The 26,328-nt window shown below is 73.7% G+C and carries 20 protein-coding genes; 9 read left to right on the top strand and 11 right to left on the bottom strand.

The annotated features are described in order from the left end of the window. Positions 1 to 123 precede the first annotated feature (123 nt). Positions 124 to 810 carry a chaplin gene (locus tag ACIQUT_RS25200; RefSeq protein ID WP_403565849.1) on the bottom strand — a complete coding sequence of 229 codons (687 nt, stop codon included), beginning with the start codon at positions 808 to 810 and terminating at the stop codon, positions 124 to 126. A gap of 134 nt (positions 811 to 944) precedes the next feature. Between ACIQUT_RS25200 and ACIQUT_RS25195 the strand changes: the two genes are divergently transcribed. Then, positions 945 to 1,496, top strand: a complete 552-nt coding sequence (locus ACIQUT_RS25195) for a hypothetical protein (RefSeq protein ID WP_403565848.1) — start codon at positions 945 to 947, stop codon at positions 1,494 to 1,496. Here ACIQUT_RS25195 and ACIQUT_RS25190 read toward each other — a convergent pair. Together ACIQUT_RS25190 and ACIQUT_RS25185 are read right to left on the bottom strand one after the other, a co-directional pair. Further along, a complete protein-coding gene (locus ACIQUT_RS25190; protein WP_403565846.1) occupies positions 1,477 to 2,691 on the bottom strand; it encodes a hypothetical protein in 1,215 nt (404 codons plus the stop codon). The genes ACIQUT_RS25195 and ACIQUT_RS25190 overlap by 20 nt on opposite strands. Continuing rightward, positions 2,688 to 5,585, bottom strand: a complete 2,898-nt coding sequence (locus tag ACIQUT_RS25185) for a DEAD/DEAH box helicase (protein ID WP_403565844.1) — start codon at positions 5,583 to 5,585, stop codon at positions 2,688 to 2,690. Before ACIQUT_RS25185 ends, ACIQUT_RS25190 begins: the two co-directional genes overlap by 4 nt. A gap of 179 nt (positions 5,586 to 5,764) precedes the next feature. On the opposite strand from ACIQUT_RS25185, the gene ACIQUT_RS25180 reads away from it, so the two are divergent. After that, positions 5,765 to 6,022, top strand: a complete 258-nt coding sequence (locus ACIQUT_RS25180) for a DUF6343 family protein (RefSeq protein ID WP_403565842.1) — start codon at positions 5,765 to 5,767, stop codon at positions 6,020 to 6,022. Between the two features lie 49 nt (positions 6,023 to 6,071). On the opposite strand, the gene ACIQUT_RS25175 is transcribed toward ACIQUT_RS25180, so the two are convergent. From ACIQUT_RS25175 to rpsA, 4 genes are all read right to left on the bottom strand, one after another. Then, positions 6,072 to 6,482 carry a tetratricopeptide repeat protein gene (locus tag ACIQUT_RS25175; RefSeq protein ID WP_403565840.1) on the bottom strand — a complete coding sequence of 137 codons (411 nt, stop codon included), beginning with the start codon at positions 6,480 to 6,482 and terminating at the stop codon, positions 6,072 to 6,074. Positions 6,483 to 6,659: 177 nt separating this feature from the next. Then, positions 6,660 to 7,274, bottom strand: coding sequence for a dephospho-CoA kinase (coaE, locus tag ACIQUT_RS25170; protein ID WP_403565838.1), 615 nt, complete (start codon positions 7,272 to 7,274; stop codon positions 6,660 to 6,662). 88 nt (positions 7,275 to 7,362) lie between these two features. Beyond that, on the bottom strand, positions 7,363 to 8,283 hold the full coding sequence (locus ACIQUT_RS25165; protein ID WP_218783157.1) for a PAC2 family protein: 921 nt from the start codon (positions 8,281 to 8,283) through the stop codon (positions 7,363 to 7,365). Positions 8,284 to 8,555: 272 nt separating this feature from the next. After that, positions 8,556 to 10,061 carry a 30S ribosomal protein S1 gene (gene rpsA / locus ACIQUT_RS25160; RefSeq protein ID WP_179176975.1) on the bottom strand — a complete coding sequence of 502 codons (1,506 nt, stop codon included), beginning with the start codon at positions 10,059 to 10,061 and terminating at the stop codon, positions 8,556 to 8,558. A gap of 341 nt (positions 10,062 to 10,402) precedes the next feature. Here rpsA and ACIQUT_RS25155 point away from each other — a divergent pair, with 341 nt between their 5' ends. After that, complete coding sequence (locus tag ACIQUT_RS25155) at positions 10,403 to 11,293, top strand: class I SAM-dependent methyltransferase (protein ID WP_403565836.1); 891 nt, start codon at positions 10,403 to 10,405, stop codon at positions 11,291 to 11,293. 8 nt (positions 11,294 to 11,301) lie between these two features. Further along, positions 11,302 to 14,136, top strand: a complete 2,835-nt coding sequence (locus ACIQUT_RS25150) for an ATP-dependent RNA helicase (protein ID WP_403565835.1) — start codon at positions 11,302 to 11,304, stop codon at positions 14,134 to 14,136. Here the strand turns inward: ACIQUT_RS25150 and ACIQUT_RS25145 are convergent. From ACIQUT_RS25145 to ACIQUT_RS25135, 3 genes are all read right to left on the bottom strand, one after another. Beyond that, a complete protein-coding gene (locus tag ACIQUT_RS25145) occupies positions 14,126 to 15,118 on the bottom strand; it encodes a DUF3068 domain-containing protein (protein WP_403565834.1) in 993 nt (330 codons plus the stop codon). The genes ACIQUT_RS25150 and ACIQUT_RS25145 overlap by 11 nt on opposite strands. Before the next feature lie 11 nt (positions 15,119 to 15,129). Continuing rightward, positions 15,130 to 15,273 (bottom strand): SPW_0924 family protein, encoded by a 144-nt coding sequence (locus ACIQUT_RS25140; RefSeq protein WP_179178427.1) that lies wholly within the window; start codon positions 15,271 to 15,273, stop codon positions 15,130 to 15,132. A 76-nt stretch (positions 15,274 to 15,349) separates the two neighbouring features. Further along, complete coding sequence (locus ACIQUT_RS25135; RefSeq protein WP_403565832.1) at positions 15,350 to 16,585, bottom strand: lytic transglycosylase domain-containing protein; 1,236 nt, start codon at positions 16,583 to 16,585, stop codon at positions 15,350 to 15,352. A 169-nt stretch (positions 16,586 to 16,754) separates the two neighbouring features. On the opposite strand from ACIQUT_RS25135, the gene ACIQUT_RS25130 reads away from it, so the two are divergent. Then, positions 16,755 to 17,780: a DUF4184 family protein gene (locus ACIQUT_RS25130; RefSeq protein WP_403565831.1), complete on the top strand. Its 1,026-nt coding sequence runs from the start codon at positions 16,755 to 16,757 to the stop codon at positions 17,778 to 17,780. Positions 17,781 to 17,882: 102 nt separating this feature from the next. Here the strand turns inward: ACIQUT_RS25130 and polA are convergent, their stop codons facing one another. After that, entirely contained in the window at positions 17,883 to 20,603 is a 2,721-nt protein-coding gene (polA, locus tag ACIQUT_RS25125; RefSeq protein ID WP_403565829.1) for a DNA polymerase I, read from the bottom strand. Between the two features lie 135 nt (positions 20,604 to 20,738). Here polA and ACIQUT_RS25120 point away from each other — a divergent pair, with 135 nt between their 5' ends. From ACIQUT_RS25120 to ACIQUT_RS25105, 4 genes are all read left to right on the top strand, one after another. Then, positions 20,739 to 23,006 (top strand): FdhF/YdeP family oxidoreductase, encoded by a 2,268-nt coding sequence (locus ACIQUT_RS25120; protein WP_403565828.1) that lies wholly within the window; start codon positions 20,739 to 20,741, stop codon positions 23,004 to 23,006. A 54-nt stretch (positions 23,007 to 23,060) separates the two neighbouring features. Next, positions 23,061 to 23,546: a PaaI family thioesterase gene (locus ACIQUT_RS25115; RefSeq protein ID WP_403565827.1), complete on the top strand. Its 486-nt coding sequence runs from the start codon at positions 23,061 to 23,063 to the stop codon at positions 23,544 to 23,546. Between the two features lie 421 nt (positions 23,547 to 23,967). Beyond that, the gene (locus tag ACIQUT_RS25110; protein WP_403565825.1) at positions 23,968 to 24,378 is read left to right on the top strand and encodes a hypothetical protein; all 411 of its coding nucleotides are present in this window, start codon (positions 23,968 to 23,970) and stop codon (positions 24,376 to 24,378) included. A gap of 539 nt (positions 24,379 to 24,917) precedes the next feature. Next, entirely contained in the window at positions 24,918 to 26,153 is a 1,236-nt protein-coding gene (locus ACIQUT_RS25105; protein WP_403565823.1) for a branched-chain amino acid ABC transporter substrate-binding protein, read from the top strand. Positions 26,154 to 26,328: the final 175 nt, after the last annotated feature.

Genomic DNA, 26,328 nt, shown 5'->3' with positions numbered 1-26,328 from the left:
CCGACCCCGGATCCGATCCCGGTGCCGACCCCGGGGACCGGCTCGGCACCGGGTACGAGGAAGCCCCCCGGGCCGCGGCCGTGCCGGGCGCCGAGGGGCTGTGATCCTGCGGACCCCGCGGTCCTACTGGTGGCGGAAGCGCCGGTAGAGCAGCGCCCCGCCGAGGAGCAGGGCGCCGGTACCGGGCAGCAGGTAGCCGAGGCCGTCGGACCCGGTGTGGGCGAGAGCGCCCGGGGTGTGCTGCTCCTGCTCCGGCGCGGGCGGGGTCACCGGGGACGGGACGGTGGGCTTCTCCACGGGCTTCGTCGGCTGCGCGGGCTCGACGGGCTTCGCCGGCTGCGGCGGCTTGGCCCCGCTGGGCTGCTCGACGTTGACCGAGCTGTTGCCGGTGGACGGGTTGCCGACGCCGACGATGTTCACCGAGTTGCCGCTGACGTTGACCGGGAGCTTGACCGGCAGCTGGATCGCGTTCCCGGTCACCACCCCGGGCGAGTCCTTCGCGGTTCCGTCGGCGTGGGTGCTGCCACCGGTGGCGGACCCGGAGCCCTTCGAAGAGCCGGAGCCGGCATTGGTGCAGCTGTTGCCCGCGGCCGGGTTGAGCAGGCCGACGATGCTGACGGTGTTCCCGCACACGTTGACCGGGGTGTGGATGGGCAGCTGTACGAGGTTTCCGGACAGCAGCCCCGGCGAGCGCTCGGTCTTCCCACTCGCATCCGCGTCGGCGTAGGCGAAGCCGCCCACACCCGCGACCGCGAGTCCGCCTCCCGCGACCAGCGTCGCGATCAGGCCGTTCCGGCGACTGTGACGCATCAGTTTTCCTGCCTTCCGGAAAAGTTCACGGGCGCTGCACTGCACCCGCATGAGGAGACAACGCGCCAAAACCCGTTCGGGTTATAGAGCCGATAGGCATTTCACTCCATCGTGTAGCGGGTAGTGGCTGGTCCATGACCACCGATCGCCCGCTGCTCCTCCTCGACGTGGACGGCCCCCTCAACCCCTTCCGGTCCCGCCTGGCCGGTCTGCGCGGGTACACCAGCCACCGGATGCGTCCCGCGGTCTGGATGTCGTACCGCAGCCCGGACTCGCGCAGCGCACGGCGCGGCCTGAAGGTCCGTCTGCACCCGTCGCACGGCGCGCGACTGCTCGCCCTGCCGTTCGACCTGGCCTGGGCCACGACCTGGATGAACGAGGCCAACACGATGGTCGCCCCGCACATCGGGCTCCCCGGCGACCTGCCGTTCATCGAGTGGCCGGAGCTGTTCGCCCGGGACCCCGACGGGCTCTCGTGGAAGACCCGCCCGCTGCTCGCGTGGGCGGCGGGCCGCCCCTTCGCCTGGGTCGACGACATGATCAACGCTCGGGACCGGGCCTGGGTCGCCGCCCACCACCCGGCGCCCGCCCTGCTGCTGCGCATCCACCCCCGCCGCGGCCTGCGCGACCGGGACTTCACCGCCCTCGGCAGCTGGGCGGACGGGATCAGTACGGGAGCGCGCTGACCGGGTCCGCGGACGGGCGGCCCGCCGGCCACCAGTCCTCGCCGCCCGGCCGGGACTCGTACGCGTACCAGAGGCCGTCGCGGCCGAGCCGCAGCTGCCGGGTGCCCGCGGTCAGCCGGTTCCGCTCGGGCCGGAACGATCCGCGGGAGGCGGCCAGGAGCGCCGGGCGGGCCCGGTCGAAGGGGCCGGCCGGCGGATCCCAGGGCTCTTCCAGGGCGTTGAGCGCGGGCAGGCCGCCCTGGCGCCAGGCCGCCGCGGCCCGGGCGAGGTCGGTCGTGGTGCGGCCGGTGGCCCGGGCCAGGTCCCGGTAGAGGGTGCGGGCGGTACCGGTCAGGCCCGCGGTGTGGTGCGCGGACGCCAGACGGACGGCGTCCTGCCACAGGGTGAGCCCGCCGATCGGGTCCTCGCCGGTGCGCAGCAGCGCCAGCGCGCGGGCGGCCGCATCCGTGGCGAGCTGGTCCAGCGCCAGCGGGTCCGGCGCGCCCGGCACACCCGGCTCGTCCGGGCAGGCGGGCGGCAGCCCCGGCACGGCGGGCGGGGCGGGCGGGGCCGGCAGCGGGGGCAGGGTGGTGCGGGCCAGCGCGGCACGCGCCGGGATGCCGGGGAAGTCCGGGGTCGCGGCGGGCTGTTCGCGCGCGGCATGGGCGGCATTGCGGCGGCCGAGCTCGTCGAGGAGCTCCCGCTCGCCCCGGCCGCGCAGGAGCAGCAGCAGGAAGGGGTCCTCGTCGAGGAGGAGGGCGGCGCGGTAGCACAGGGCCGCGGCGTGCTTGCACGGCGGACGGGCCGGGTCCGGGCAGGAGCAGCGCGGCAGCAGCTCGCCCGGCCCGGGCAGGATCCGCCCCGCCAGGGACTGCGGAACCTCCCGCTCCAGCAGGGCTGCCAGGGCCGCCGGATCGGCGGCGGCCGCCTCCAGCAGCTCGTCCCACCCGGCGGCCTCGAACGGGGCCAGGGCCAGTTCCGTGCGGTACGGGCGGGCCCGGGTGCCCCGTACGTAGGCGACGATCCGGCCGGGCGTGACCGTGACCGCCTCGACGTGCCCCTCCTCCGCGTAGGCGCGGCCGCGGGCCAGGCGGGCCGGGTCCCGGGCCGTGAGCTCCAGGGCCGACACCCAGGCCCGGCCCCACCAGCTGGCGGCGTCCCCGCCGGCGGGCACCGTCTCGAAGGTGCGGCGGCGGTCCTCCCGCGAGGTGATCATGCGGGCCTCCTCAGGGAGACGAGGTCGGCGAGCTCGCGGTCGGTCAGCTCGGTCAGGGCCGCCTCCCCCGAGCCGAGGACGGCGTCGGCCAGGGCCCGCTTCGACTCCAGCAGTTCGGCGATCCGGTCCTCCACGGTGCCCTCGGCGATGATCCGGTGGACCTGGACGGGCTGCTCCTGGCCGATGCGGTAGGCGCGGTCGGTGGCCTGCTCCTCGACGGCCGGGTTCCACCACCGGTCGAAGTGGACGACGTGTCCGGCGCGGGTGAGGTTCAGCCCGGTGCCGGCCGCCTTCAGGGACAGCACGAAGACCGGGACCTCCCCGGACTGGAAGCGGTCGACGAGCTCCTCGCGCTGCGCGGCCGGGGTCCCGCCGTGCAGGAACTGGTGGGAGATCCCGCGCGCCGACAGGTGCCGCTCGATGATCCGGCCCATCGTCACGTACTGGGTGAAGACCAGCACCGAGCCGTTCTCCGCGAGGATCGTGTCCAGCAGCTCGTCCAGCAGGGCCAGCTTGCCGGAGCGGTGCGGGATCCGGGGCCGATCCTCCTTCAGGTACTGCGCCGGGTGGTTGCATATCTGTTTCAGCGAGGCCAGCAGCTTCATGACCATGCCGCGCCGCTCCATCCCCTCGCTGCCCCCGATCACGGCCATCGCCTCGTCCACCGCGGCCTGGTACAGCGAGGCCTGCTCGCGGGTGAGGGACACCGGGTGGTCGGTCTCCGTCTTCGGCGGCAGCTCGGGGACGATGCCCGGGTCGGACTTCCGGCGCCGCAGCAGGAACGGCCGGACGAGCGCCGCCAGCCGGGCCACGGCCGCCTCGTTGCCCCCGTCCTCCTCCTGCTGGTGCTCCACCGGCCGGGCGTGCCGGGCCCGGAACGCCGTCAGCGGCCCGAGCAGGCCGGGCGTGGTCCAGTCGAGCAGCGCCCACAGCTCGGAGAGGTTGTTCTCCACCGGGGTGCCGGTGAGCGCCACCCGGGCCGGGGCGGGGATCGTGCGCAGCGCCTTCGCGGTCGCCGAGTGCGGGTTCTTCACGTGCTGCGCCTCGTCGGCGACGACCATGCCCCAGGCCTGCCCGGCCAGCCGGGCCGCGCTCGCGCGCATCGTCCCGTACGTGGTGAGGACGAAACCCCCGGCCAGCCCGTCGAGGCTGCGGCCGCCGCCGTGGAAGCGGCGCACCGGGACCCCGGGCGCGAACTTCTCGATCTCCCGCTGCCAGTTGCCCAGCAGCGACGCCGGGCAGACGACGAGGGTGGGTTCGGGACGGTCCCGGTGCAGGTGGAGCGCGATCAGCGTGACGGTCTTGCCCAGGCCCATGTCGTCGGCGAGGCACCCGCCGAGGCCGAGCGAGGTCATCAGGTCCAGCCAGGCCAGGCCGCGCGCCTGGTAGTCGCGCAGGACGGCCTTCAGCCCGACGGGCTGCGGCAGCGGGACGAGTTCGCCGGTCAGCCGCTCGCGGAGGGCGGCCAGGGCCCCGACCGGCACCGCCTCCACCTGCTGCCCGTCGACCTCGGCCGTGCCCGTCAGTACGGTCGCCAGCGCGTCCACCGGGTCCAGCAGGCCCAGGTCCCGCTTGCGGGCCTTGCGGACCAGCTCGGGGTCGACGCGCACCCACTGGTCGCGCAGGCGCACCACCGGCCGGTGCGCCTGCGCGAGCGCCTCCATCTCGGACGGGGTGAGCCGGTCGCCGCCCAGGGCGAGTTCCCAGGAGAACGCGAAGAGCTGCTCGGCGTCGAAGAAGGCGGTGCCGTCGATGGCGGAGCCGGGCGCGGTGGAGCGGACGACCGCGGTCGCGGAGAGCGTACGGGCCAGCTGGCGCGGCCAGTGGACCGGGACTCCGGCGGCCGCCAGCCGGGTCGCGGCGGTGCCGAGGAGGTCTTCGAGCTCCGGGTCGGACAGCGGCAGCAGGTCGGGGACGGGCCGGTCCAGCAGGCGCAGCAGCGGCGGCCAGACGCGGGCGGCCCGGCGCAGCGCGAGGACCGCGTCGATGCGGGCGCGCGGCCCGAAGCCGGCGGGGGCAGCGCCGGCCCACAGCTGCGCGGCGTCGGTGACGAGCGTGGGGTCCGCCAGGCTGTGCACCTGGACGACGGCGGCGCCCGCCCGGCGCAGCTCCGCCCGCCCGGCGCCGGCGGGCGCGTCCGCGTCCGTATCTGCGTGTGCGTCGGCGTCTGCGTCTGCGTCCGCGCCGTCGCCGGAGTCGAAGAGGCTGAAGGAGGACAGGTCCAGCAGCAGCGAGATCCCCACCCCCTCGTCGGCGCCGGCCGCGACCTGCGCCGCCCAGTCCCTTATCCCGGGCACCCGCTGCGGCTCCCGGTCGGCGAACGGCCGCCCGGCGGCCACGGGCGCGGCCGGGGTCCGGGGCAGGCAGTCGGTGACGGCGTCGAGGAACGCCCGGACCAGGGCCTCCGGCTCGGGCAGCTGGAGCGGGCGGCGGCCGGGAAGGGGCGTGGCGTACCCCTCGTACGGGAGCGCGGCGGCGACCGCGCGGAGGTGGCCGACGTCCTCGGCGTCGAGCGGGCCGGCCCGCCAGGCGTCGACGTCGTCGGGGGTGAGCCCGGGCAGCAGCCGGCCGCGGGCGGCGAGCGTGAGCGCATGGGTGGCGGCGGTGCCCCAGGCCCGGGTGGCCGGGTGGGTGACGGCGGTACGCGGGGCGCGCACCAGCAGGGGCAGCGCGTCGGCGACGGCGAGGGTCACGGCGGGCACGGTCCGCGTGCGCACGCCGCTGCCGTGCGGGCGCACCACCTCGATCCGGGCCTGCGCCCCCTCCGGCACCTCGGGGAGGGGGTCGCCGTCCGGCGCCCAGAACGCGATACGGCCCTGGCGCGGGACGGGGGCGGGCAGGAAGACGGCGGCGTGGCGCAGCAGTGCCTGCTGCGGCGGTTGCGGTGTCACCATGCCCCCCTTCCTGCCGTTTCCGTCGGTCTGACCACGTCTTCCGCCGAGTTTAGGCGCGCACAGTGACAATCCCCGCTGACCTGCGTGTTCCCCGGCGCCGGGAGGGCCGGTGGCACCATGGGACGTAGGCCGTCCACGACCGGAACGGCCGGGCTGTCAGGCAATGAGGCGATGGGCCCATGCGTACCGGAAACGAGCCGGTGACCGCCCGCAGTCCGCTGCGGCTGAGATTCTGGCTGAGCGTGTGGGGGCTGGTCTGGGCCGCCGCCGGAACGGTCCTGTTCTCCCTGGCCGCCCGCCCCGGGTGGGCTGCGGCGTGCGGCGTGGTCGCGGTCCTGGCCACGGTGGACATGGCCGTGGTGGCCCATCACATCCACCAGGGCCCGCACTACCAGCCGGGCCGGGACATCCCCCCGTACGAGCCTCCGCACCGGTAACCGGCCGGGCCCTGGTACAGGACCCGATGGGCCCGTGCGCGGGACCCGGTCAGGAGGGGCCCGGGTCGTCGAAGCGGGCGGCCGCCACGTAGTCCGGCCGGGGGTCCAGGGCGGCGGCGAGCCGGAAGTGCCTGCGGGCCTGGTCGGGCCGACCCGCGCGCTCATGGGTGCGGGCGAGTGCGAAGTGCGCGAACGCGTTGTCCGGCTCCCGCTCCACGATCAGTTCGAGCTCCCGGGTCGCGCTCCCCAGTTGGGCGGAGGCGAAGTACGCCCGGGCGCGCAGCAGCCGGGCCGCACCGCTCTCCGGGTGGGCGGCGATGACCGAGTCGAGGAGTTTCACGGCGCCGCGGGGGTCGCGGGCGGCCAGCAGCCGCTCGGCGGCCCGGAAGTCGATGACGTGCGTCTCCGGGGACGAGGGCGCCGATCCGGGCGGGGGAGCCTGCGGCACGGGGTCTGTCACGGTCTGCTCCTTCCCTCTCCTCACGCGATCCACGCAATCCACGCAATCCACCGGATCCACGCCATCGGCGCAAGCCACTGGATCCACGCGACCGTGGGCCGGTCGGTCCCGGCGCGCCGGTCGGCCCCCGGCGTGCCGGTCGGCCCCCGGCGTGCCGGTCGGTCTCCGGCGTGCCGGTCAGTCCCCGGCGGCCGCTGCCTTCGCCCGGGTGGTCAGCTCGTCCCACACCGCGCGCACCTGCGGTTCCAGCGCCTCCAGCGGCCCGTCGTTGTCGATCACGAGGGTCGCCACGGCGAGCCGCTGTTCCCGGGTGGCCTGTGCGGCCATCCGGGCCCGGGCTTCGTCCTCGGCCATCCCGCGCAGGGCGGTCAGCCGGGCGAGCTGCGTCTGCGGGGCCGCGTCGACGACCACCACGAGGTCGTACAGCGGGGCGAGGCCGTTCTCCGTGAGCAGCGGTACGTCGTGCACCACGATCGCGTCGGGGCCGGCGGCGGCCTCCAGCTCGGCCGACCTGGCCCGGACCAGCGGGTGGACGATGCCGTTGAGGGTCTGGAGCCTCTCCTGGTCGGCGAAGACGATCGACCCGAGCTTCGGCCGGTCGAGCGTCCCCTCGGGGGTCAGTACGGACTCCCCGAAGGCCGCGACGATGCCCGCCAGCCCGGGCGTGCCCGGTTCGACGACCTCCCGCGCGATGCGGTCGGAGTCGACGAGGATCGCCCCGTATCCCGCGAGCAGCCGCGAGACCTCGCTCTTGCCGGCGCCGATGCCGCCGGTGAGTCCTACCCTGAGCACGCCTCTGCCTCCACCCCTCGTCCCCGCCCGTGCGGGAAGCAGTCTCCGGCGCCCGCGAGCGCCAGGCTAGCCGATCGGTGCCGGGCGATCAGCCCTCGCCCTCGCGTTCCGCGAGGAACCGCTCGAACTCGCGGCCGATCTCGTCGGCGGACGGGATCTCCACCGGCTCGGCGATCATGTTGCCGCGGGTCTCGGCGCCGGCGGCCGCGTCGTACTGGTGCTCCAGGCCCTGGACCAGGGAGACGAGCTCCTCGTCGCCCTCCCGGATCTGCCGGTCGATCTCGGTCTGGGTGCGGTGGGCCTCGGTGCGCAGTGCGTGGGCCACGGCCGGCAGGACCAGCCCGGTGGCGGCGGTGATCGTCTCCAGTACGGTCAGCGCGGCGTCCGGGTACGGGGACCGGGCGATGTAGTGCGGTACGTGCGCGGCGACGCCCAGCACGTCGTGACCGGCCTGGCCGAGGCGGAACTCCAGGAGCGATTCGGCGCTCCCGGGCACCTGGGCCTCGTCGAAGGGGCTGGTGTGGCCCGGCGTCAGGTCGGTCCGGTTGCCGTGCGGGGTGATGCCGACGGGCCGGGTGTGCGGGACGCCCATGGGGATGCCGTGGAAGTTGACCGACAGCCGGACGCCGAGGCGTTCGACGATCTGCCGGACGGCGACGGAGAAGCGCTCCCACTCCACGTCCGGCTCGGGGCCGGACAGCAGCAGGAACGGGGCGCCGGTGGCGTCCTGGACGAGGCGGACGTCCAGGCGGGGCTCCTCGAACTCCGTCCAGTGGTCGCGCCGGAAGGTGAGCAGCGGGCGCCGCGCCCGGTAGTCGATCAGGCGGTCGGCGTCGAACCGGGCGACGACCTGGTGGGGCAGGCTGTCGAGCAGCCGCTCGACGATCTGCTGCCCGGTCTCGCCGGCGTCGATGTACCCCTCGAAGTGGTAGAGCATGACCAGTCCAGCCGAGTCCTGGGCGAGTGCCAGGTCGGCCACCGCCAAGCCCTTGGCGTCCCACTCGTACAAACCCTTTGGATCCTTCGGATCAAGCACTGTCACCGCTCCTCCTCGCCGCGTTCTCTGGGTGAACGTACGAAGGGGCCCGCACCATTCCCCGTCCGTCCGGGCGATTCACGGGAACGCACCGCGGAAGGGGCCGGGAAGCAGCAAAGGGCCGGGGACGGCAGAGCGGGGCCGGGACGGCAACAAGGCCCGCCCCCGAGGGGGACGGGCCTTGCTTTCAGCTCAGCTCACTCCCGGATCGCTCCGGGTGTGCGCGGTGTGCTGCGATCCTGCGATCAGCTCTGGCCGCCGGCCAGCTTCTCGCGGAGCGCGGCCAGGGCCTCGTCGGAGGCCAGGGCGCCCGAGGTCTCGTCCGACTCCGAGGAGTAGGAGCCACCCGAGATACCCGCACCGGCGTTGCCGGCGGCCGGGGCGGCAGCACCCTCGGCAGCGGCGGCCTCGTCGGCCTCGCGGGACTTGATGACCTGGGCCTGGTGCTGCTCGAAGCGAGCCTGCGCCTCGGCGTACTGGCGCTCCCAGGCCTCGCGCTGAGCCTCGTAGCCCTCGAGCCAGTCGTTGGTCTCGGGGTCGAAGCCCTCGGGGTAGATGTAGTTGCCCTGGTCGTCGTAGGACGCGGCCATGCCGTACAGGGTCGGGTCGAACTCGACCGACGCCGGGTCGGCACCGAAGGACTCGTTGGCCTGCTTGAGGGACAGCGAGATCCGGCGACGCTCCAGGTCGATGTCGATGACCTTGACGAAGATCTCGTCGTTGACCTGGACGACCTGCTCCGGGATCTCCACGTGGCGCTCGGCCAGCTCGGAGATGTGGACCAGGCCCTCGATGCCCTCGTCCACGCGGACGAACGCACCGAACGGAACCAGCTTGGTGACCTTACCCGGGACGACCTGACCGATCTGGTGGGTCCGGGCGAACTGCTGCCACGGGTCCTCCTGGGTCGCCTTCAGCGACAGGGAGACACGCTCGCGGTCCATGTCGACGTCGAGGACCTCGACGGTGACCTCCTGGCCGACCTCGACAACCTCGGACGGGTGGTCGATGTGCTTCCAGGACAGCTCGGAGACGTGGACCAGACCGTCGACGCCACCCAGGTCCACGAAGGCACCGAAGTTGACGATCGAGGAGACGACGCCGGAGCGGACCTGACCCTTCTGCAGGGTGGTGAGGAACGTCTGGCGGACCTCGGACTGGGTCTGCTCCAGCCAGGCACGGCGGGACAGGACCACGTTGTTGCGGTTCTTGTCCAGCTCGATGATCTTCGCCTCGAGCTCCTTGCCCACGTAGGGCTGGAGGTCGCGGACGCGACGCATCTCGACCAGGGAGGCCGGGAGGAAGCCGCGGAGGCCGATGTCGAGGATGAGACCACCCTTGACGACCTCGATGACGGTACCGGTGACGATGCCGTCCTCTTCCTTGATCTTCTCGATGGTGCCCCAGGCACGCTCGTACTGGGCGCGCTTCTTCGAGAGGATCAGGCGGCCTTCCTTGTCCTCCTTCTGGAGAACCAGGGCCTCGATCTCGTCGCCGACCTTGACGACCTCGTTCGGGTCGACGTCGTGCTTGATCGAGAGCTCGCGGCTCGGGATGACGCCTTCGGTCTTGTAGCCGATGTCGAGCAGGACCTCGTCCCGGTCGACCTTCACGATGACGCCGTCGACGATGTCGCCGTCGTTGAAGTACTTGATCGTCTCGTCGATCGCGGCGAGGAAGGCTTCCTCGTTACCGATGTCGTTGACCGCAACCTGCGGAGTGGTGGCGGTGGTCTCGGTGCTGCTCGTCATGTGGGAAAGGGCTCCGGTACGGACATGAAGTCGTAGGTACTGCTACGCCGGGAGCCCTTATCGGCATCTGCCGAAGAAGCCGGACAGCCTAGGAAGCCCAGATCCGCCGAAAGCGGCAGGGCCTCGAGAACCGAGGGGACATCAACAGATGCAAGCGCAGCCTGCTAGGTCTGAGGAGCACAGGCTCGCAGCGCAACTTGTAGCATACGGGTATGGCCGGGCAGGGTCAATGCGCGAAGGCGCACACCCGGGGCGGATCACCGCACAACCGGCACAATTCATGGGCGGGCAAGCACGAATGGCCCTCCCGACTTCTTTCGCAGACTACGACGACGGGCCCCATGAACCAAGAGGACTACGCCCCCGAACACGCACACGGCACCCATGGAGACACCGGGGACGACGCCGTCGCCACGCGGCGTGACGCCGGCGAAACGGAGAGCAGCCGGGCCAGCCGCTCCTGGTGGGACCGGAACGCGGACGAGTACCAGCGCGAGCACGGCGCCTTCCTCGGCGACGACCGCTTCGTGTGGGGTCCCGAGGGCCTCGACGAGGCCGACGCCGCCCTCCTCGGCCCGACGGACGCCCTGAACGGCAAGGACATCCTGGAGATCGGCGCCGGCGCCGCCCAGTGCTCCCGCTGGCTGGCCGCCCAGGGGGCCCGCCCGGTGGCCCTCGACCTCTCCCACCGCCAGCTCCAGCACGCCCTGCGCATCGACGGCGGCGCGGTCCCCCTGGTCCAGGCGGACGCCGGGAACCTGCCGTTCCGCGACGGCTCCTTCGACCTGGCCTTTTCCGCGTACGGTGCCGTGCCCTTCGTCGCCGACCCGGTGAACGTCATGCGGGAGGTGCACCGCGTGCTGCGCCCCGGCGGCCGCTGGGTCTTCTCCGTCACCCACCCCATCCGCTGGGCCTTCCCGGACGAGCCCGGCCCCGAGGGGCTGTCGGTGGCGGCCTCCTACTTCGACCGGACCCCGTACGTCGAGCAGGACGACCAGGGACAGGCCGTGTACGTGGAACACCACCGCACCCTCGGCGACCGGGTCCGCGACGTGGTGGCGGGCGGGTTCCGCCTGCTCGACCTGGTGGAACCGGAATGGCCCGCCTGGAACAGCCAGGAGTGGGGCGGCTGGTCCCCGCTGCGCGGCAACCTGATCCCGGGCACCGCGATCTTCGTGTGCGAGCGAAGCGAGACGGCGACGCCCCCGGCCGAAGGCCGGGGGAGGAACTGACGCAGGACATGACACCGCCACCGCAGTCGCAGCCGCTGTCGCCGCGCACCGGCGCCCTCGACGCCCTCCCCGTACGGGAGGCGCTGCCCGCGCTCGCCTCGGCCCTCGACGGCCACGGCACCGCGGTGCTGTGCGCCCCGCCCGGCACCGGCAAGACCACGCTGGTGCCGCTGACCCTGGCCGGGCTGGTCGGCGGCGGCCCCCGGCGCCGGGTCGTCGTCGCCGAGCCCCGGCGGATCGCCGCCCGGGCCGCGGCGCGGCGGATGGCCTGGCTGCTGGGCGGCCGCGTCGGCGGCCAGGTCGGCTACACGGTGCGCGGGGAGCGGGCGGTGGGCCCCGACACGGTGGTGGAGGTGGTCACCACCGGTGTCCTGCTGCAGCGCCTGCAGCGGGACCAGGAGCTGGCCGGCGTGGACGTGGTCGTCCTCGACGAGTGCCACGAGCGGCACCTCGACGCGGACACGGTCGCCGCGTTCCTCCTGGACGTACGGGAGACCCTGCGCCCGGAGCTGCGGCTGGTCGCGGCGTCGGCGACCACCGACGCGGAGGGCTGGGCACGGCTGCTGGGCGGTGCGCCGGTGGTGCGGGCGAACGGTGTCTCGTACCCGGTGGAGACGGTCTGGGCCCCGCCGGCCCGGCCGGTGCGGCCGCCGCACGGGATGCGGGTGGATCCGGCGCAGCTGGCGCACGTGGCCGCGGTGGTGCGGCGGGCGCTGGCGGAGCGGTCCGGGGACGTGCTGTGCTTCCTGCCCGGCGTCGGCGAGATCGGCCGGGTGGCCGGGCTGCTGGCCGGGGTCGGCGCGGAGGTGCTGCAGGTCCACGGACGGGCTCCGGCGGCGGTCCAGGACGCGGCGCTGACGCCGGCCGGGCACCGCAGGGTGATCCTCTCGACGGCGGTGGCGGAGTCGAGCCTGACCGTGCCCGGGGTGCGGGTGGTGGTGGACTCCGGGCTGGCCCGCGAGCCGCGGACGGACCACGCGCGGGGCCTCGGCGCGCTGACGACCGTACGGGCCTCCCGCGCGGCGGCCCGGCAGCGGGCGGGGCGTGCGGGGCGCGAGGCGCCGGGCACGGTGTACCGGTGCTGGGCGGAGGCGGAGGACGGGCGGCTGCCGGCGTTCCCGGCCCCGGAGATACGGCTCGCCGACCTGACGGCGTTCGCACTGCACACGGCCTGCTGGGGTGATCCCGACGCGTCCGGGCTGGCGCTGCTCGACCCGCCGCCGGCGGGGGCCATGGCGGCGGCGCGGTCCGTGCTGTCCGCGGTGGGCGCGCTGGACGCGGCCGGGCGGGTCACGCCGCGGGGCACGGCCATGTCCCGGCTCGGCCTGCACCCGCGGCTGGCCCGCGCGCTGCTGGACGGGGCGGCGGCGCCGGGCGTGGACGGGCGTCGGGTGGCGGAGGTGGTGGCCCTGCTGAGCGAGGAGCCGCCGCGGGAGTACGGAGACGACCTCGTCGCAGCCTGGCGCACCGCCCGCACCGCCGGGGGTGCGCGGGCCACCGAAGCCGCCGAGTCCCGGGCCGCCGGGGGCCCGCGGGGCGGGGGTGACGGCCATGCGGGGCGCTGGCGTGCCGAGGCCCGGCGGCTGGCCGCGGCGTTGGCGGCCGCGGAGACCTCCCCCACCCCGCCCCTTCCCGCTGTATCCGATGGCCGCTCGTCGGACGCTGCGCGCCCGACCCGGGGCTCCGCCCCGGACCCCGCTCCTCGAACGCCGGAGGGGCTGGATCTGAGGCTGGATCTTCCCGCCGACGCCTTCAAAGGTGCCGGGCGGGCACATTCAGCCTCGCCGGCGTCTGAGGCGCGGGGGTGTGGGGTCGGAGCCCCCGCAGGGGGTCGCGGGCCCGCTCCGGCGGCAGACGACCACGTCGCCGGGCTCGTCGTCGCCCTCGCGTTCCCCGAGCGCGTGGCCCGCGCCCGCGGCCGCGGCCAGTACCTCATGGCCTCCGGCACGGGAGCCGCGCTCCCCGACGGCTCCCGCCTCGCCACCGCGGGCGACTGGCTCGCCGTCGCCGTCGCCGACCGCAGCACCGGCTCCGCCGACGCCCGCATCCGGCTGGCCGCCGTCCTCGACGAGGGCACGGCCCGGGCCGCCGCCGAGCACCTGTTCACCTCCTCCGAGGAGGTGCACTGGGAGGGCGGAGCCGGCGGAGATCTCGTCGCCCGCGCCGTGCAGCGCCTCGGCGCGATCGAGCTCACCGCCCGCCCGCTCCGCGACCCGGACCCGGCCCTGGTGCGCCGCGCCCTGCTGGAGGGCCTCGCGGCCGAGGGCCCGGGGGCGCTGCTGCGCTGGTCCCCGGACGCCCTGGTCCTGCGCGAGCGCCTCGCGTTCCTGCACCGCACCCTGGGCGCCCCCTGGCCGGACGTGACCGACGCCGCCCTGCTGGCCCGCCCGGCGGAGGACTGGCTGGAGCCGGAGCTGTCCTCGGCCCGGCGCCGCGCCGACCTGGCGCGGATCGACGCCGGCCAGGCCCTGACCCGGCTGCTGCCCTGGGCCACGGGCGAGGCGGCCCGCCTCGACGAGCTGGCCCCGGAGCGGATCGAGGTGCCGAGCGGCTCCCGAATCCGGGTGGACTACTCGGCCGAGCAGCCCGTGCTCGCGGTCAAGCTGCAGGAGCTGTTCGGGCTGGCGCAGACGCCCCGGGTGGCGGGGGTGCCCGTACTCGTGCACCTGCTGTCGCCGGCGGGGCGGCCCGCGGCGGTCACCGCCGACCTGGCCTCGTTCTGGCAGGGCGGCTACCGCGCCGTCCGTGCCGAGCTCCGCGGCCGCTACCCGAAGCACCCCTGGCCGGAGGATCCGGCGACGGCCGAGCCGACCCGGCACACCAACGCCCGCCTCAGGCGCTGACCCCCGCCCCCGCCCCGGCCCCGGCGGCGGCGGTGCGGCGGCCGCGCGCCTCCAGCCACAGGGCGGCCCCGAGCAGTGCGAGCCCGGCGGCGGCCAGCCCGGCGGGGGCGTACGTGTGCAGGGCGAGGACCTTGGCCCGGTTCGACCGGACCAGGCCGACGGTGTACCGGCTGTAGTCCTCGCGCATCTTCACGTGCCCGGCGAAGACGGTGAGCCGGCCTTCCGGCGCCCCGGCGGCGATGCCTCCGCGCATCTCCTGCTCGACGACCTGCTCGGCGTTGACGGGCGCCCCGGTGACCGGGTCGACCCAGAACATCGCCTTGGCCCGGTACCAGAGGCTGGTGCCGGTGCTCTGTTCGAAGGTCGCCGGGTCGATGCCCTCGATCGGCATCTTCTTGGGCAGGGGGACCTTCGTCCAGGGCACGTGCTGCTCGTAGTAGTACACGTCCATGCCGCGGAACGTGCGCGGGCCGACGTAGTGGACGGGGGTCGCGGTGCGGGTCTGGGCGTCGAAGTAGAGGTAGTCGCGCGGCTCGGTGAAGAACGGCCACTTGAACTCGATGCCCTCGCGCTGGACGGGGTCGCCGTCCACGGCCTCGCCGGCGGCGTGCACGGGCGCCTGGGTGTGGGCGTCGAAGATGTAGCGCTCGGGGATCTGGGAGACCATCTTCCCGTCGGGGCCGGCGATGTGGGACAGGGTGTCCCAGACGACGACGTCCCGGCCCGCGCTCGCCTCGATCTCCCTCGACGCCTCGACGTTGCCCTTGAGGGTCTGGATGATCGTGACCTTGTCGACCTTCTTGGGCTGCATGCCGCCGGTGTAGTCGAGGAGGGTCGCGTCCTTCGCCTCCAGGACCATCTCCTGGTACTGGTTCGGCGGGATCTTGGCGAGCCCGGGGTACGCGTACCAGCGCAGCAGCGGCGCGAGGGCGGTGCAGAACACCGCGAGGGCGATGAGGACGAGGCTCGCTCGGCTTCGCACGTCCGGCCTCCTCACTGCTGCCCGGGCGCGGCGGGCGCGGTGGTGAGCAGCGGTCTGGGCGAGGTCTTGCCTTCCTGCGCCCCGAGCGCCGTGACGGCGAACGCGAGGGCCAGCGCGGCGGCAAGGCCGATGGCGGCGGCGACGAGTGCGCGCATACCGGGCCTCCGAATCTGATGGAGCGTCAGGGCGGAGGCACGGTAGCAACGCGCGTGCGAGATGAGAACCGTTCGACTACGGGGTTTGCGTGCCGCCGCGCGCCGCGCTCGGGGACGCCGACGGGGAAGGCGATCCGGTCGGCTGGGCGGCGGAGGGCGTCGGCCGGACGCTCGCCGTGGGGCTGGGCGTGGGCCGGGGGCTCGCCGTCGGCTTCGGCGTGGGGGTCGGCGTGGTGGTGGGAGTGGGCGTCGGTGTCGGTGTCGGTGTCGGCTTGGGCGTAGGCGTAGGCGTAGGCGTCGCGGGCGGAGTCGGCGTCGGGGTCGGCTTCGGGCTCGGAGCGGGCGTCGGCGTGGGCGTCGGCCGGGGGCTCGGTGTCGGGGACGGCGTGGGCTTCGGGGACGGCGTGGGCCTCGGCTGCGGCTTCGCCGGCGTGCCCGCGCCGCCGCCTCCCGCGTTCGGGACTTCGTGGACGCCTTTGAGGTAGTACGCGAACCAGGACCGCACCGTCCGCAGGTACTCCGAGGAGTGGTTGTAGGAGAGCACCGCCCGGTCCAGGTCCGCGTCCCGGTGCAGGTCGCGACTGCCCGCGCACAGGTAGCGCCCGGCGGCGAGGGCGGCGTCGTACACGTTGCCGGGGTTGCGCAGGCCGTCGCCGTCGGCGTCCTGGCCCCAGGCGGCCCAGGTGGAGGGGATGAACTGCATGGGCCCGACGGCTCGGTCATAGGCGGCGTCGCCGTCGTGGCGGCCTCCGTCGGTGTCCCGGATCACCGCGAAGCCGTTGCCGTTCAGGACCGGTCCGAGGATCGGCCGCAGGGTGGTCCCGGCGGCGTCGACGCGCCCGCCGCCCGCGTGCCCGGACTCGACCTTGCCGATCGCCGCGAGGAGTTGCCAGCCCAGCCCGCACCCCGGATCGGTGCGGCCGATCCGCTCCTCGGCCTGCCGGTACGCGGTCAGTACGGTCGCCGGTATCCCCTGCGCGCCCTCCGCGCCGCCCATGGCGACGGGCTGGTTGGGGGATCCCGCCGTCTCGCCGGGGGTCGCCGGCGGGGTCTGCGCGCCCTCCGGGAGCGGGGCGGGCGGCGGCTCCGGGCTGGTGAGGGGCGGGAGTTCGGTGAGGTAGACGCCGTCGCCGCCGTCCGCGCCGCCGGCCGGCGGGGGCGCGGCGGCCTGCGCGGTGCTCTCCCCGGCGGGGGCCGTACGGTGGCCGGGCGGTGCCTGAGAGGCGGTCACCGCGGCCGCCACCAGAGCGCACGCCACGGCGGCGGTCCCTCCCCTGTGCAGCCTGCCCCGAGCCGTCCAACGAGCCGACATGAGCCGGTCCCCTCCCCCTCGACGTCGGCGTGACCCTACGTCAACTCCCTTCACACCGCGCCGATCGGCGCCCGGGCTTCACCACTTCCCCACGTCATGTGCAGGTCACGCATACTGTCCGGACCGGTTCGGGCCGCATTGGCCTGAAGTAAAGACACCGTCACCCGGCGTGACCTCGCGCCCCGACGCCCGCTCCACCCGCCAGACCCGCCAGACCCGCCCGACGCGCCAGACCCGCCCGACGCCCGCCGAACCACCAAGAGGTGCCGTGCCGTTCACCCTCAGCCATGCCGCCGCCGTCCTGCCCGCCATACGCCGCACCGGCCGTGCCCGCGGCCCGCTCGTCGCCTCCGCGCTCGTCCTCGGCTCGTTCGCGCCCGACACGTTCTACTTCGCGGACGCCGTCGTCGGCGGCGTCATGCAGTACGGGGGGTTCACGCACTCGCTGCCCGGCGTGCTGACCGCGGACGCCGTCCTGACCGCCGTTCTCGCGGCGTGCTGGCTGCTGCTGCGCGAACCGCTGGTCGCGCTGCTGCCGCGGGCCCGCCGGGGCCGGGTCCACGCCCTGCTCCGGGGTGAGGACTGGCGGGGCGGGCCGGGCGGACGGGGCGCGCGGCGGCCGGCGGTGCTCGCGCTGTGGTTCTACCTCTCGGCGGTGCTGGGCTCGCTCACGCACGTGGCGTGGGACAGCTTCACGCACCTGGACCGGTGGGGGACGAACGCAATGCCCTGGCTGGGCGAGCCGATCGCGTACGGATACCCGCTCTACACCTACCTGCAGTACGGCTCGTCGGCGGCCGCGGCGGGCGCGCTGCTCTGGTTCGCGGCGACGGCCGTGCGCCGGATGCCCGACCGGCCCGCGCCCTCGGCGGTGCCGGTGCTGAGCCGGGCCGAGGTGCTGGGCTCGGCCCTCCTCGTGGCCGGGTGCACGGCCGCCGGGGTGACGACGCGGGTGATGCGCTTCTTCACCTACTACGACCGGGTCCGCTCGCCCCTCGACATCATCCCGACCGTCTGCTTCGGCGCGGGCGCCGGCCTCGCGGTGGGCCTGCTGCTGTACGGGGCCCTGGTGCGGCTGCGGCACCGCCGTCCCGGACCCGACCGGGACGACCGGGACGACCGGGACGACCGGGACGACCGGGGCCGCCGCCACCCCGCGGACGGCGAAGCGCCCGCCCCCCTCGCCACCCGCTAGCCCGCGCCCCCCTGCACGTGTGCCCGCCCCCGCCGGAAGGCGGGGGCGGGCACACGGCATCACACGGCATCACACGGCATCACGCGGCGCACGGGCTCCGGGTCAGTGCGCGGCGGACTCCCAGTCGGAGCCGACGCCGACGGACACGTCCAGCGGGGCCCGCAGCTCGACGGCGGCGGCCATCTCGCGGCGCACCAGCTCCTCGACCCGCTCGCGCTCGCCCGGGGCGATCTCCAGCACGATTTCGTCGTGGACCTGGAGCAGCATCCGCGACGTCAGGCCGGCCTCGGCGATCGCCCGGTCCACGCGCAGCATGGCGACCTTGACGATGTCGGCGGCGGTGCCCTGGATCGGGGCGTTCAGCGCCATCCGCTCGGCGGCCTCGCGGCGCTGGCGGTTGTCGCTGCCCAGGTCCGGCAGGTAGCGGCGGCGGCCGAAGACCGTCGCCGTGTACCCGGTGGCGCGGGCCTCTTCGACGACGCGCTGCAGGTAGTCCCGGACCCCGCCGAACCGCTCGAAGAAGGTCTCCATCAGCCCGCGCGCCTCGGCCGGCTCGATCCCGAGCTGCTGGGCGAGGCCGAAGGCGGAGAGCCCGTACGCGAGCCCGTACGACATCGCCTTGATCTTGCGCCGCATCTCGGCGTCGACGGCGGACCGCTCCACGCCGAACACCTGGGAGGCGACGGTGGTGTGCAGGTCCTCGCCCGACAGGAAGGCCTGGATCAGGCCCTCGTCCTCGGACAGGTGGGCCATGACCCGCAGCTCGATCTGGCTGTAGTCGGCGGTCATGAGGGACTCGTAGCCCTCGCCGACGACGAACCCGCGGCGGATGGCGCGGCCCTCGTCGGTACGCACCGGCACGTTCTGCAGGTTGGGGTCGGTGGAGGACAGGCGTCCGGTCGCGGCGGTGGTCTGGCTGAAGCTGGTGTGCACCCGGCCGTCGGCGGCGACCGTCTTGACCAGGCCCTCCACGGTCACCCGCAGCTTGGCCTGCTCCCGGTGCCGCAGCATGATCACCGGGAGGTCGTGGTCGGTCTGGGTGGCCAGCCAGGCCAGGGCGTCCGCGTCCGTGGTGTAGCCGGTCTTGGTCTTCTTCGTCTTCGGCAGGTCCAGCTCGCCGAAGAAGACCTCCTGCAGCTGCTTGGGCGAGCCGAGGTTGAACTCGTGGCCCACCGACGCGTGCGCCTCCTTCACCGCCTGCTGCACGGCCCCGGCGAACTGCTGCTCCATGGCCTCCAGGTGGTCGCGGTCGGTGGCGATGCCGGCCCGCTCCATCCGGGCCAGCAGCTCGGACGTGGGCAGCTCCATGTCGTGGAGCAGGTCGGCGGCGCCGACCTCCACGAGCTTGCCGGTGAAGGCCTCCCCGAGGTCCAGGACGGCGCGGGCCTGCGCCATCAGCGCCTCGGCCTCGGCGGTCTCGTCGGCGCCGAAGGCCAGCTGGCCGTCGGCGGCGGCGGGCTGCAGCTCGCGGCCCAGGTACTCCACCGACAGCACGTCCAGCGCGAAGGACCGGCGGCCCGGCTTGACCAGGTACGCGGCGAGGGCGGTGTCCATGGTGACGCCGTCCAGGCGCCAGCCGTGCTCCGGGAAGACCCGCATCAGGACCTTGGCGTTGTGCACGACCTTGGGCCGGTCCGGGTCGGCGGCCCAGGCCGCGAAGGCCTGGTCGTCGGCCTCGTCCAGCGCGGACGGGTCGAACCAGGCGGCCGCCCCGCCGGCCGCGGCCAGCGCGATCTCGGCGACGCTGCCCTGGCCCAGTGCCCAGCTGTCCACGGTGCACACGCCGAGGGGGCCGCCGCCGTGGGCCGCGAGCCACGGCGCGAACTCGCCCGCGCCCAGCACGGACCCGTCCAGCTCCACACCGGCGGCCGGAGCCGGGGCCTCCTCCTCGCCGGCGCCCGGGTCCACCGCCAGCAGCCGCTCGCGCAGCGAGGGGTTGCGGATCTCCAGCACGTCCAGCACGCCGGTCACCGCGGACCGGTCGTACGGGGCGCGCTGCAGGTCGGCCGGGGTCTTCTCCAGGTGCACGTCGCGGACCATCTCGGTCAGGACGCGGTTGAGCTTCACGGCCTCCAGGTGGTCGCGGAAGTTCTGCCCGACCTTGCCCTTGACCTCCTCGGCGCGCTCCACCAGCTCCGCGAACGACCCGAACTGGTTGATCCACTTGGCGGCGGTCTTCTCGCCGACGCCCGGGATGCCCGGCAGGTTGTCCGACGGGTCGCCGCGCAGCGCCGCGAAGTCCGGGTACTGCTGCGGGGTCAGCCCGTACTTCTCCACGATCTTCTCCGGCGTGAACCGGGTCAGCTCGGAGACGCCCTTCGTCGGGTACAGCACCGTCGTGTGGTCGGAGACCAGCTGGAAGGAGTCCCGGTCGCCGGTGACGATCAGCACCTCGTAGCCGAGCGCCTCCGCCTGCGTCGCCAGCGTCGCGATCACGTCGTCGGCCTCGAAGCCCTCGACCGCGAACCGCGGCACGTTCATCGCGTCCAGCAGCTCGCCGATCAGCTCCACCTGCCCCTTGAACTCGTCCGGGGTCGAGGAGCGGTTCGCCTTGTACTCGGGGAACTCCGTCGAGCGCCACGTCTTGCGCGAGACGTCGAACGCCACCGCGAAGTGCGTGGGCGCCTCGTCGCGCAGCGTGTTCGCCAGCATCGACGCGAACCCGTAGATCGCGTTCGTCGGCTGGCCGGTCGCCGTCGTGAAGTTCTCCACGGGCAGCGCGAAGAACGCCCGGTACGCCAGGGAGTGCCCGTCCATGAGCATCAGGCGGGGACGGTCCGCTGCGGTCGTCTGGTCGGTCTTCTTCGATGCGTTCTCTGCCACGCCCCCGATCCTAGGCGTCCCCGCCGACAATTCCGGCGTCGGCGATCACCGCCCCGGTCGTGACAGGATTCGGACCCGAATGCGAAGCGCGCCGCCCGGCCGGCGCACTGCCCGACGTGCTCAAAGGGGAGCGACATGGCCACGAAGCCGCCCGCAGGTGATCCCGTACAGGACGCGCCGCAGGTCGCGCCCCCGCAGCACGCCGCCGCCGGCCTGCCCGCGATCAAGCACACCCTGCGGATCGCGCAGGCCCAGATGGGCCTGACCCGCACCGCCCGCACCCTCCTCAAGGTCAACCAGAAGAATGGCTTCGACTGCCCCGGCTGCGCCTGGCCCGAGGGCGACAAGCGGCACACCGCCGAGTTCTGCGAGAACGGCGCCAAGGCCGTCGCCGAGGAGGCCACGCTGCGCCGGGTCACCCCGGCCTTCTTCGCCGCCCACCCGCTCGCCGACCTCGCCGACCGCTCCGGCTACTGGCTGGGCCAGCAGGGCCGCATCACCCAGCCCGTGTACCTGCCCGAGGGCGCCGATCGGTACGAGCCCGTCACCTGGGAGCGGGCCTTCGAGATCATCGCCGAGGAGCTGAACGCCCTCGGCTCCCCCGACGAGGCCCTCTTCTACACCTCCGGCCGCACCAGCAACGAGGCCGCGTTCCTCTTCCAGCTCTTCGCCCGTGAGTTCGGCACGAACAACCTGCCCGACTGCTCCAACATGTGCCACGAGTCCTCGGGCTCCGCCCTCACCGAGACCATAGGGATCGGCAAGGGCAGCGTCTCCCTGCAGGACCTCCACCAGGCCGACCTGATCATCGTCGCCGGACAGAACCCGGGCACCAACCACCCCCGCATGCTCTCCGCCCTGGAGAAGGCCAAGACCTCCGGCGCGCAGATCATCTCGGTGAACCCGCTCCCCGAGGCCGGCACCGAGCGCTTCAAGAACCCCCAGACCCCGATCGGCATGCTCAAGGGCACCGCCCTGACCGACCTCTTCCTCCAGATCCGCATCGGCGGCGACCAGGCCCTCTTCCGCCTCCTCAACAAGCTCGTGATCGACGCCGGCGCCGTCGACGAGGACTTCGTCCGCGAGCACACCCACGGCTACGAGGACCTCCGCACCGCCGCGGCCGGGGCCGACTGGGACGAGACCCTCACCGCCACCGGCCTGACCCGGCCCGAGATCGAACGCGCCCTCGCCATGATCCTGGCCTCGCAGCGCACCATCGTCTGCTGGGCCATGGGCCTCACCCAGCACAAGCACGCCGTCGCCACCATCCGCGAGGTCGTCAACCTCCTCCTGCTCCGCGGCAACATCGGCCGCCCCGGCGCCGGCGTCTGCCCCGTCCGCGGCCACTCCAACGTCCAGGGCGACCGCACCATGGGGATCTTCGAACGCCCCGCCCCCGCATTCCTCGACGCCCTCGACCGGGAGTTCGGGATCACCTCGCCCCGGCACCACGGCTACGACGTGGTCCGCTCCATCGAGGCCCTGCGCGACGGCAAGGCCAAGGTCCTCTTCGCCATGGGCGGCAACTTCGTCGGCGCCACCCCCGACACCGAGGTCACCGAGGCCGCGATCCGCCGCGCCTCCCTCACCGTCCACGTCTCCACCAAGCTCAACCGCTCCCACGCGGTCACCGGCCGGCGCGCCCTGATCCTGCCCACCCTCGGCCGCACCGACAAGGACGTCCAGGCCTCCGGCCGGCAGTTCGTCACCGTCGAGGACTCCATGGGCATGGTCCACGCCTCCCGCGGCAACCTCGCCCCCGCATCCCGGCACCTGCTCTCCGAGCCGGCGATCGTCGCCCGCATGGCCCGCGCCGTCCTCGGCGACGCCTCCGCCACCCCCTGGGAGGAGTTCGAGCGGGACTACGCCGCCGTCCGCGACCGGATCGCCCGCGTCGTCCCCGGCTTCGAGGACTTCAACGCCCGCGCCGCCCGCCCCGAGGGCTTCCGCCTCCCCCACGCCCCCCGCGACGAGCGCCGCTTCCCGACGGCCACCGGCAAGGCCAACTTCACCGCCGCGCCCGTGGAGTACCCGAAGGTCCCCGAGGGCCGGCTGCTGCTGCAGACCCTGCGCAGCCACGACCAGTACAACACCACCATCTACGGCCTCGACGACCGCTACCGCGGCATCACCGGCGGCCGCCGCGTCGTCATGGTCCACCCCGAGGACGCGGCCGAGCTCGGCCTCGCCGACGGCTCCTACACGGACCTCGTCAGCGAGTGGAAGGACGGCGTGGAGCGGCGCGCGCCCGGCTTCCGCGTGGTCCACTACCCCACCGCCCGCGGCTGCGCGGCGGCCTACTACCCCGAGACGAACGTGCTCGTCCCGCTCGACTCCACCGCCGACACCAGCAACACCCCCGCCAGCAAGTCCGTCGTCGTGCGCTTCGAACCGGCCTGATAGAACGACGTCAGGACAAGATGGTTAACGAGCGTTGACGAACGGAGCCGGCCCATGGGCGAGCAGCACGCTGTGAAGTTCCCGCAGGAGGTCCTGGACGAGTACGCAGCCCTGGGCATCGACCTGCCCGCGCTGTTCTCGGCGGGCCACCTCGGCGAGCGGATGGACATCCGCATCCTGGAGGCAGCCCCCGACCGCGTCGTCGGCACCATGCCGGTCGAGGGCAACACCCAGCCCTACGGACTCCTGCACGGCGGCGCCTCCGCCGTCCTCGCCGAGACCCTCGGCTCGGTCGGCGCGATGCTCCACGGCGGCATCGACAAGATCGCCGTCGGCGTCGACCTGAACTGCACCCACCACCGCGGAATCCGCGCCGGCCTCGTCACCGGCGTCGCCACCCCCGTACACCGCGGCCGGACCACCGCCACCTACGACATCGTGATCAGCGACGAGCAGGACCGGCGCGTGTGCAGCGCCCGCCTGACCTGCCTGCTGCGCGACGCCGCCGCCGCACCGGCAGCCGAGACCGCCGAGGCCTGACCCGGCCCGCGCCGCGCTCCCGGCCCCGGCCCCGTCCAGGCCCGGTTCCCGCCCCTCCCCGGGCGGGAACCGGGCCTGCGCCGTCTTCCCCGGCCCTCCGCTCCTCCGTACCGCCCCCACGCCCCTCCTCCGCCCCTCCCGCGCCCCCACGCCGCCTCCGCCCCTCAGCGCCGCCTCCACGTCGTCTCCGCCCCTCCGCGCCGCCCCACGTCGTCTCCGCGCCGCCTCCGCCCCTCCGCGCCGCCCCGCCTCGTCTCCGCCGCTCCGCGCCGCCCCGCCCCCGCCCCACGACCCACATCCGCCCGTCCCGCCGCGGCCCCGTAGCACCCGCGGCCGCGGCAACCGCCCGGAATCCGCCAATCCGCACCTGCCCCGTGCACGGCCGTTGTGTCACCGAAGGTGACGGCCTACCGTCCCCCTCATGGGTACCCAGCCTCCCGGCACGGCCCGGTACGGCGCCGCCGCGCTCCTCGCGGCCCTCGCCCTCGGGGCGGGATCCGCCTGCGCCCCGGGCGTCCCGAAGTCCCCGCAGGAGGCGGCTCCGAGCCCGTCCACACCTGCCCGGATCTGCACAACTCTGGTGTCCTACTGGGCGAGAGAGGCCCTCAAGGGCAGCTACTGGGCCGGGCTGGACTGGGAGCAGAAGGGCATGTCCAATGCTCAGTACGCGATCCACGAGGAGGCCGTCGCCGCAGGTCGGGCCGAGGAGCGAACTGCCGGACAGGGCAAGGCATTTGAGCTTGTCGACCGGCTCGTCGCACAGCGGTGCGCGGAGCAGGACGGGGCCACCTGGAGCTCCGAGAACTGGCGGCCGCCCAGCCCGGCCGGGTGACCGGAATCCCGATCCCGCTGTCCGGCTTCCGGGCACCCGGCGGCGCACGGCCGAACCGCAGTTCGGGGGCGTTCCGCCCGTTTCGGTCACGCTCCAATCGTACGAAGCGGATCAAGAACCGTCATTACTGCCAGTAATGCCCACGTCCGACAGAAGCCCCTTTTCCCCGCACGGAATGCCACCCCCGGGATTCTTTCGGACACGCGCTGCGACATTCGGCCCGATTTGATCTATGACAGGACCATGAGGCCCTCAAGCCCCTTAGAGATCCGGGGAATTCTCACGATGCGGACGATCCGTAGCGTCGCCAAACGCCCGATCTGTCCGAACTCCCGCCTCACATTCTTGGCCTTGGCATAACAAGACAGTCACATCCTCCTTTCCCCGCTCCCCCGCGCTCGCCACCTCGGCCTAGAGTCACGGCCAGTCACCGCGCCACAGAGCGCAAACCCAGCACGGCCGTGGAACTCCCAGTGCGGCCCGGTTCCCGTTCGGCACCCTCGACTTCGAGGGCGGCCGCGCCAGGGAAAGGAAGAATCGTGCGACACCGTTCTCTGCTTGTCCTCACCACCGTGATCACCACGGGAGCCCTCACCCTTACCGCCTGCGGCTCCCGCGATGCGGGGAAGACCGGGGACAAGGCCGACGGCTCCAAGACCGTCGTCGTCATCGGCGTTGACGCCCCCCTCACCGGCTCCCTTTCCGCTCTCGGCCAGGGCATCAAGAACTCCGTGGACCTCGCGGCCAAGACCGCAAACAAGAACAATGAGGTCCCCGGCGTTGAATTCAAGGTCGAAGCCCTTGATGACCAGGCAGTTCCTGCCTCCGGCCAGGCAAACGCCACCAAGCTCGTAGGCAACAAGGACGTTCTCGGCGTTGTCGGCCCCCTGAACTCCGGCGTCGCCCAGCAGATGCAGGGCGTCTTCGCCTCCGCCAACCTCGCCCAGGTCTCCCCGGCCAACACCAACCCGGCCCTCAGCCAGGGTGACAACTGGGGCAAGGGCGAGTTCAAGCGCCCCTTCAAGACCTACTTCCGCACCGCCGCCACCGACGTCGTCCAGGGCAAGTTCGCCGCCCAGTACCTCTTCAAGGACGCCGGCAAGAAGAAGGTCTTCGTCGTCGACGACAAGCAGACCTACGGCGCCGGCCTCGCCGGCATCTTCGCCGAGGAGTTCAAGAAGCTCGGCGGCGAGATCGTCGGCACCGACCACGTCACCGTGAAGGAGACCGACTTCTCCTCCACCGCCGACAAGGTCAAGTCCTCCGGCGCCGACTCCGTCTACTTCGGCGGCCAGTACCCCGAGGGCGGCCTGCTCTCCGACCAGATCAAGAAGACCGGCGCCAACATCCCGCTCTTCGGCGGCGACGGCATCTACGACCCGGCCTTCATCACCGCCTCCGCCGAGGCCAACGACGGTGACCTCGCCACCTCCATCGGCGCCCCCGTCGAGAAGCTCGACACCGCCAAGAAGTTCATCGAGGACTACAAGGCGGGCGGCTACAAGGACCCGTACGCGGCCTACGGCGGCTACTCCTACGACGCCGGCTGGGCCGTCATCCAGGCCGTCAAGGCCGTCGTCGCCGCCAACAACGGCAAGGTCCCGACCGACGCCCGCGCCAAGGTCGTCGAGGCCCTCGGCAAGGTCTCCTTCGACGGCGTGACCGGCAAGGTCTCCTTCGACGAGAACGGCGACACCACCAACAAGCAGCTCACGGTCTACAAGGTCGAGGGCGGCAAGTGGATCGACGTCAAGAGCGACACCTTCAACCAGTAGTCGCCACGCCTGACGGCGTAACCACCTGACCCACCCAAAGGAACAAGCCGCGGGGGGGCGCCCCCCCCCCCCCCCCCCCCGCCCCCCCACCCCCCCCCCCACCCCCCCCCCCCCCCCCCCCCCCAGGCCCCCCCCCACGCCCACCCCCCCGCCCCCCCGGGCCGCCAAAGCCCCA

This window comes from Streptomyces sp. NPDC090445 (assembly GCF_044769385.1).
Classification (GTDB): Bacteria; Actinomycetota; Actinomycetes; order Streptomycetales; family Streptomycetaceae; genus Streptomyces.
This window is presented reverse-complemented; position numbering and strand designations above follow the sequence as displayed.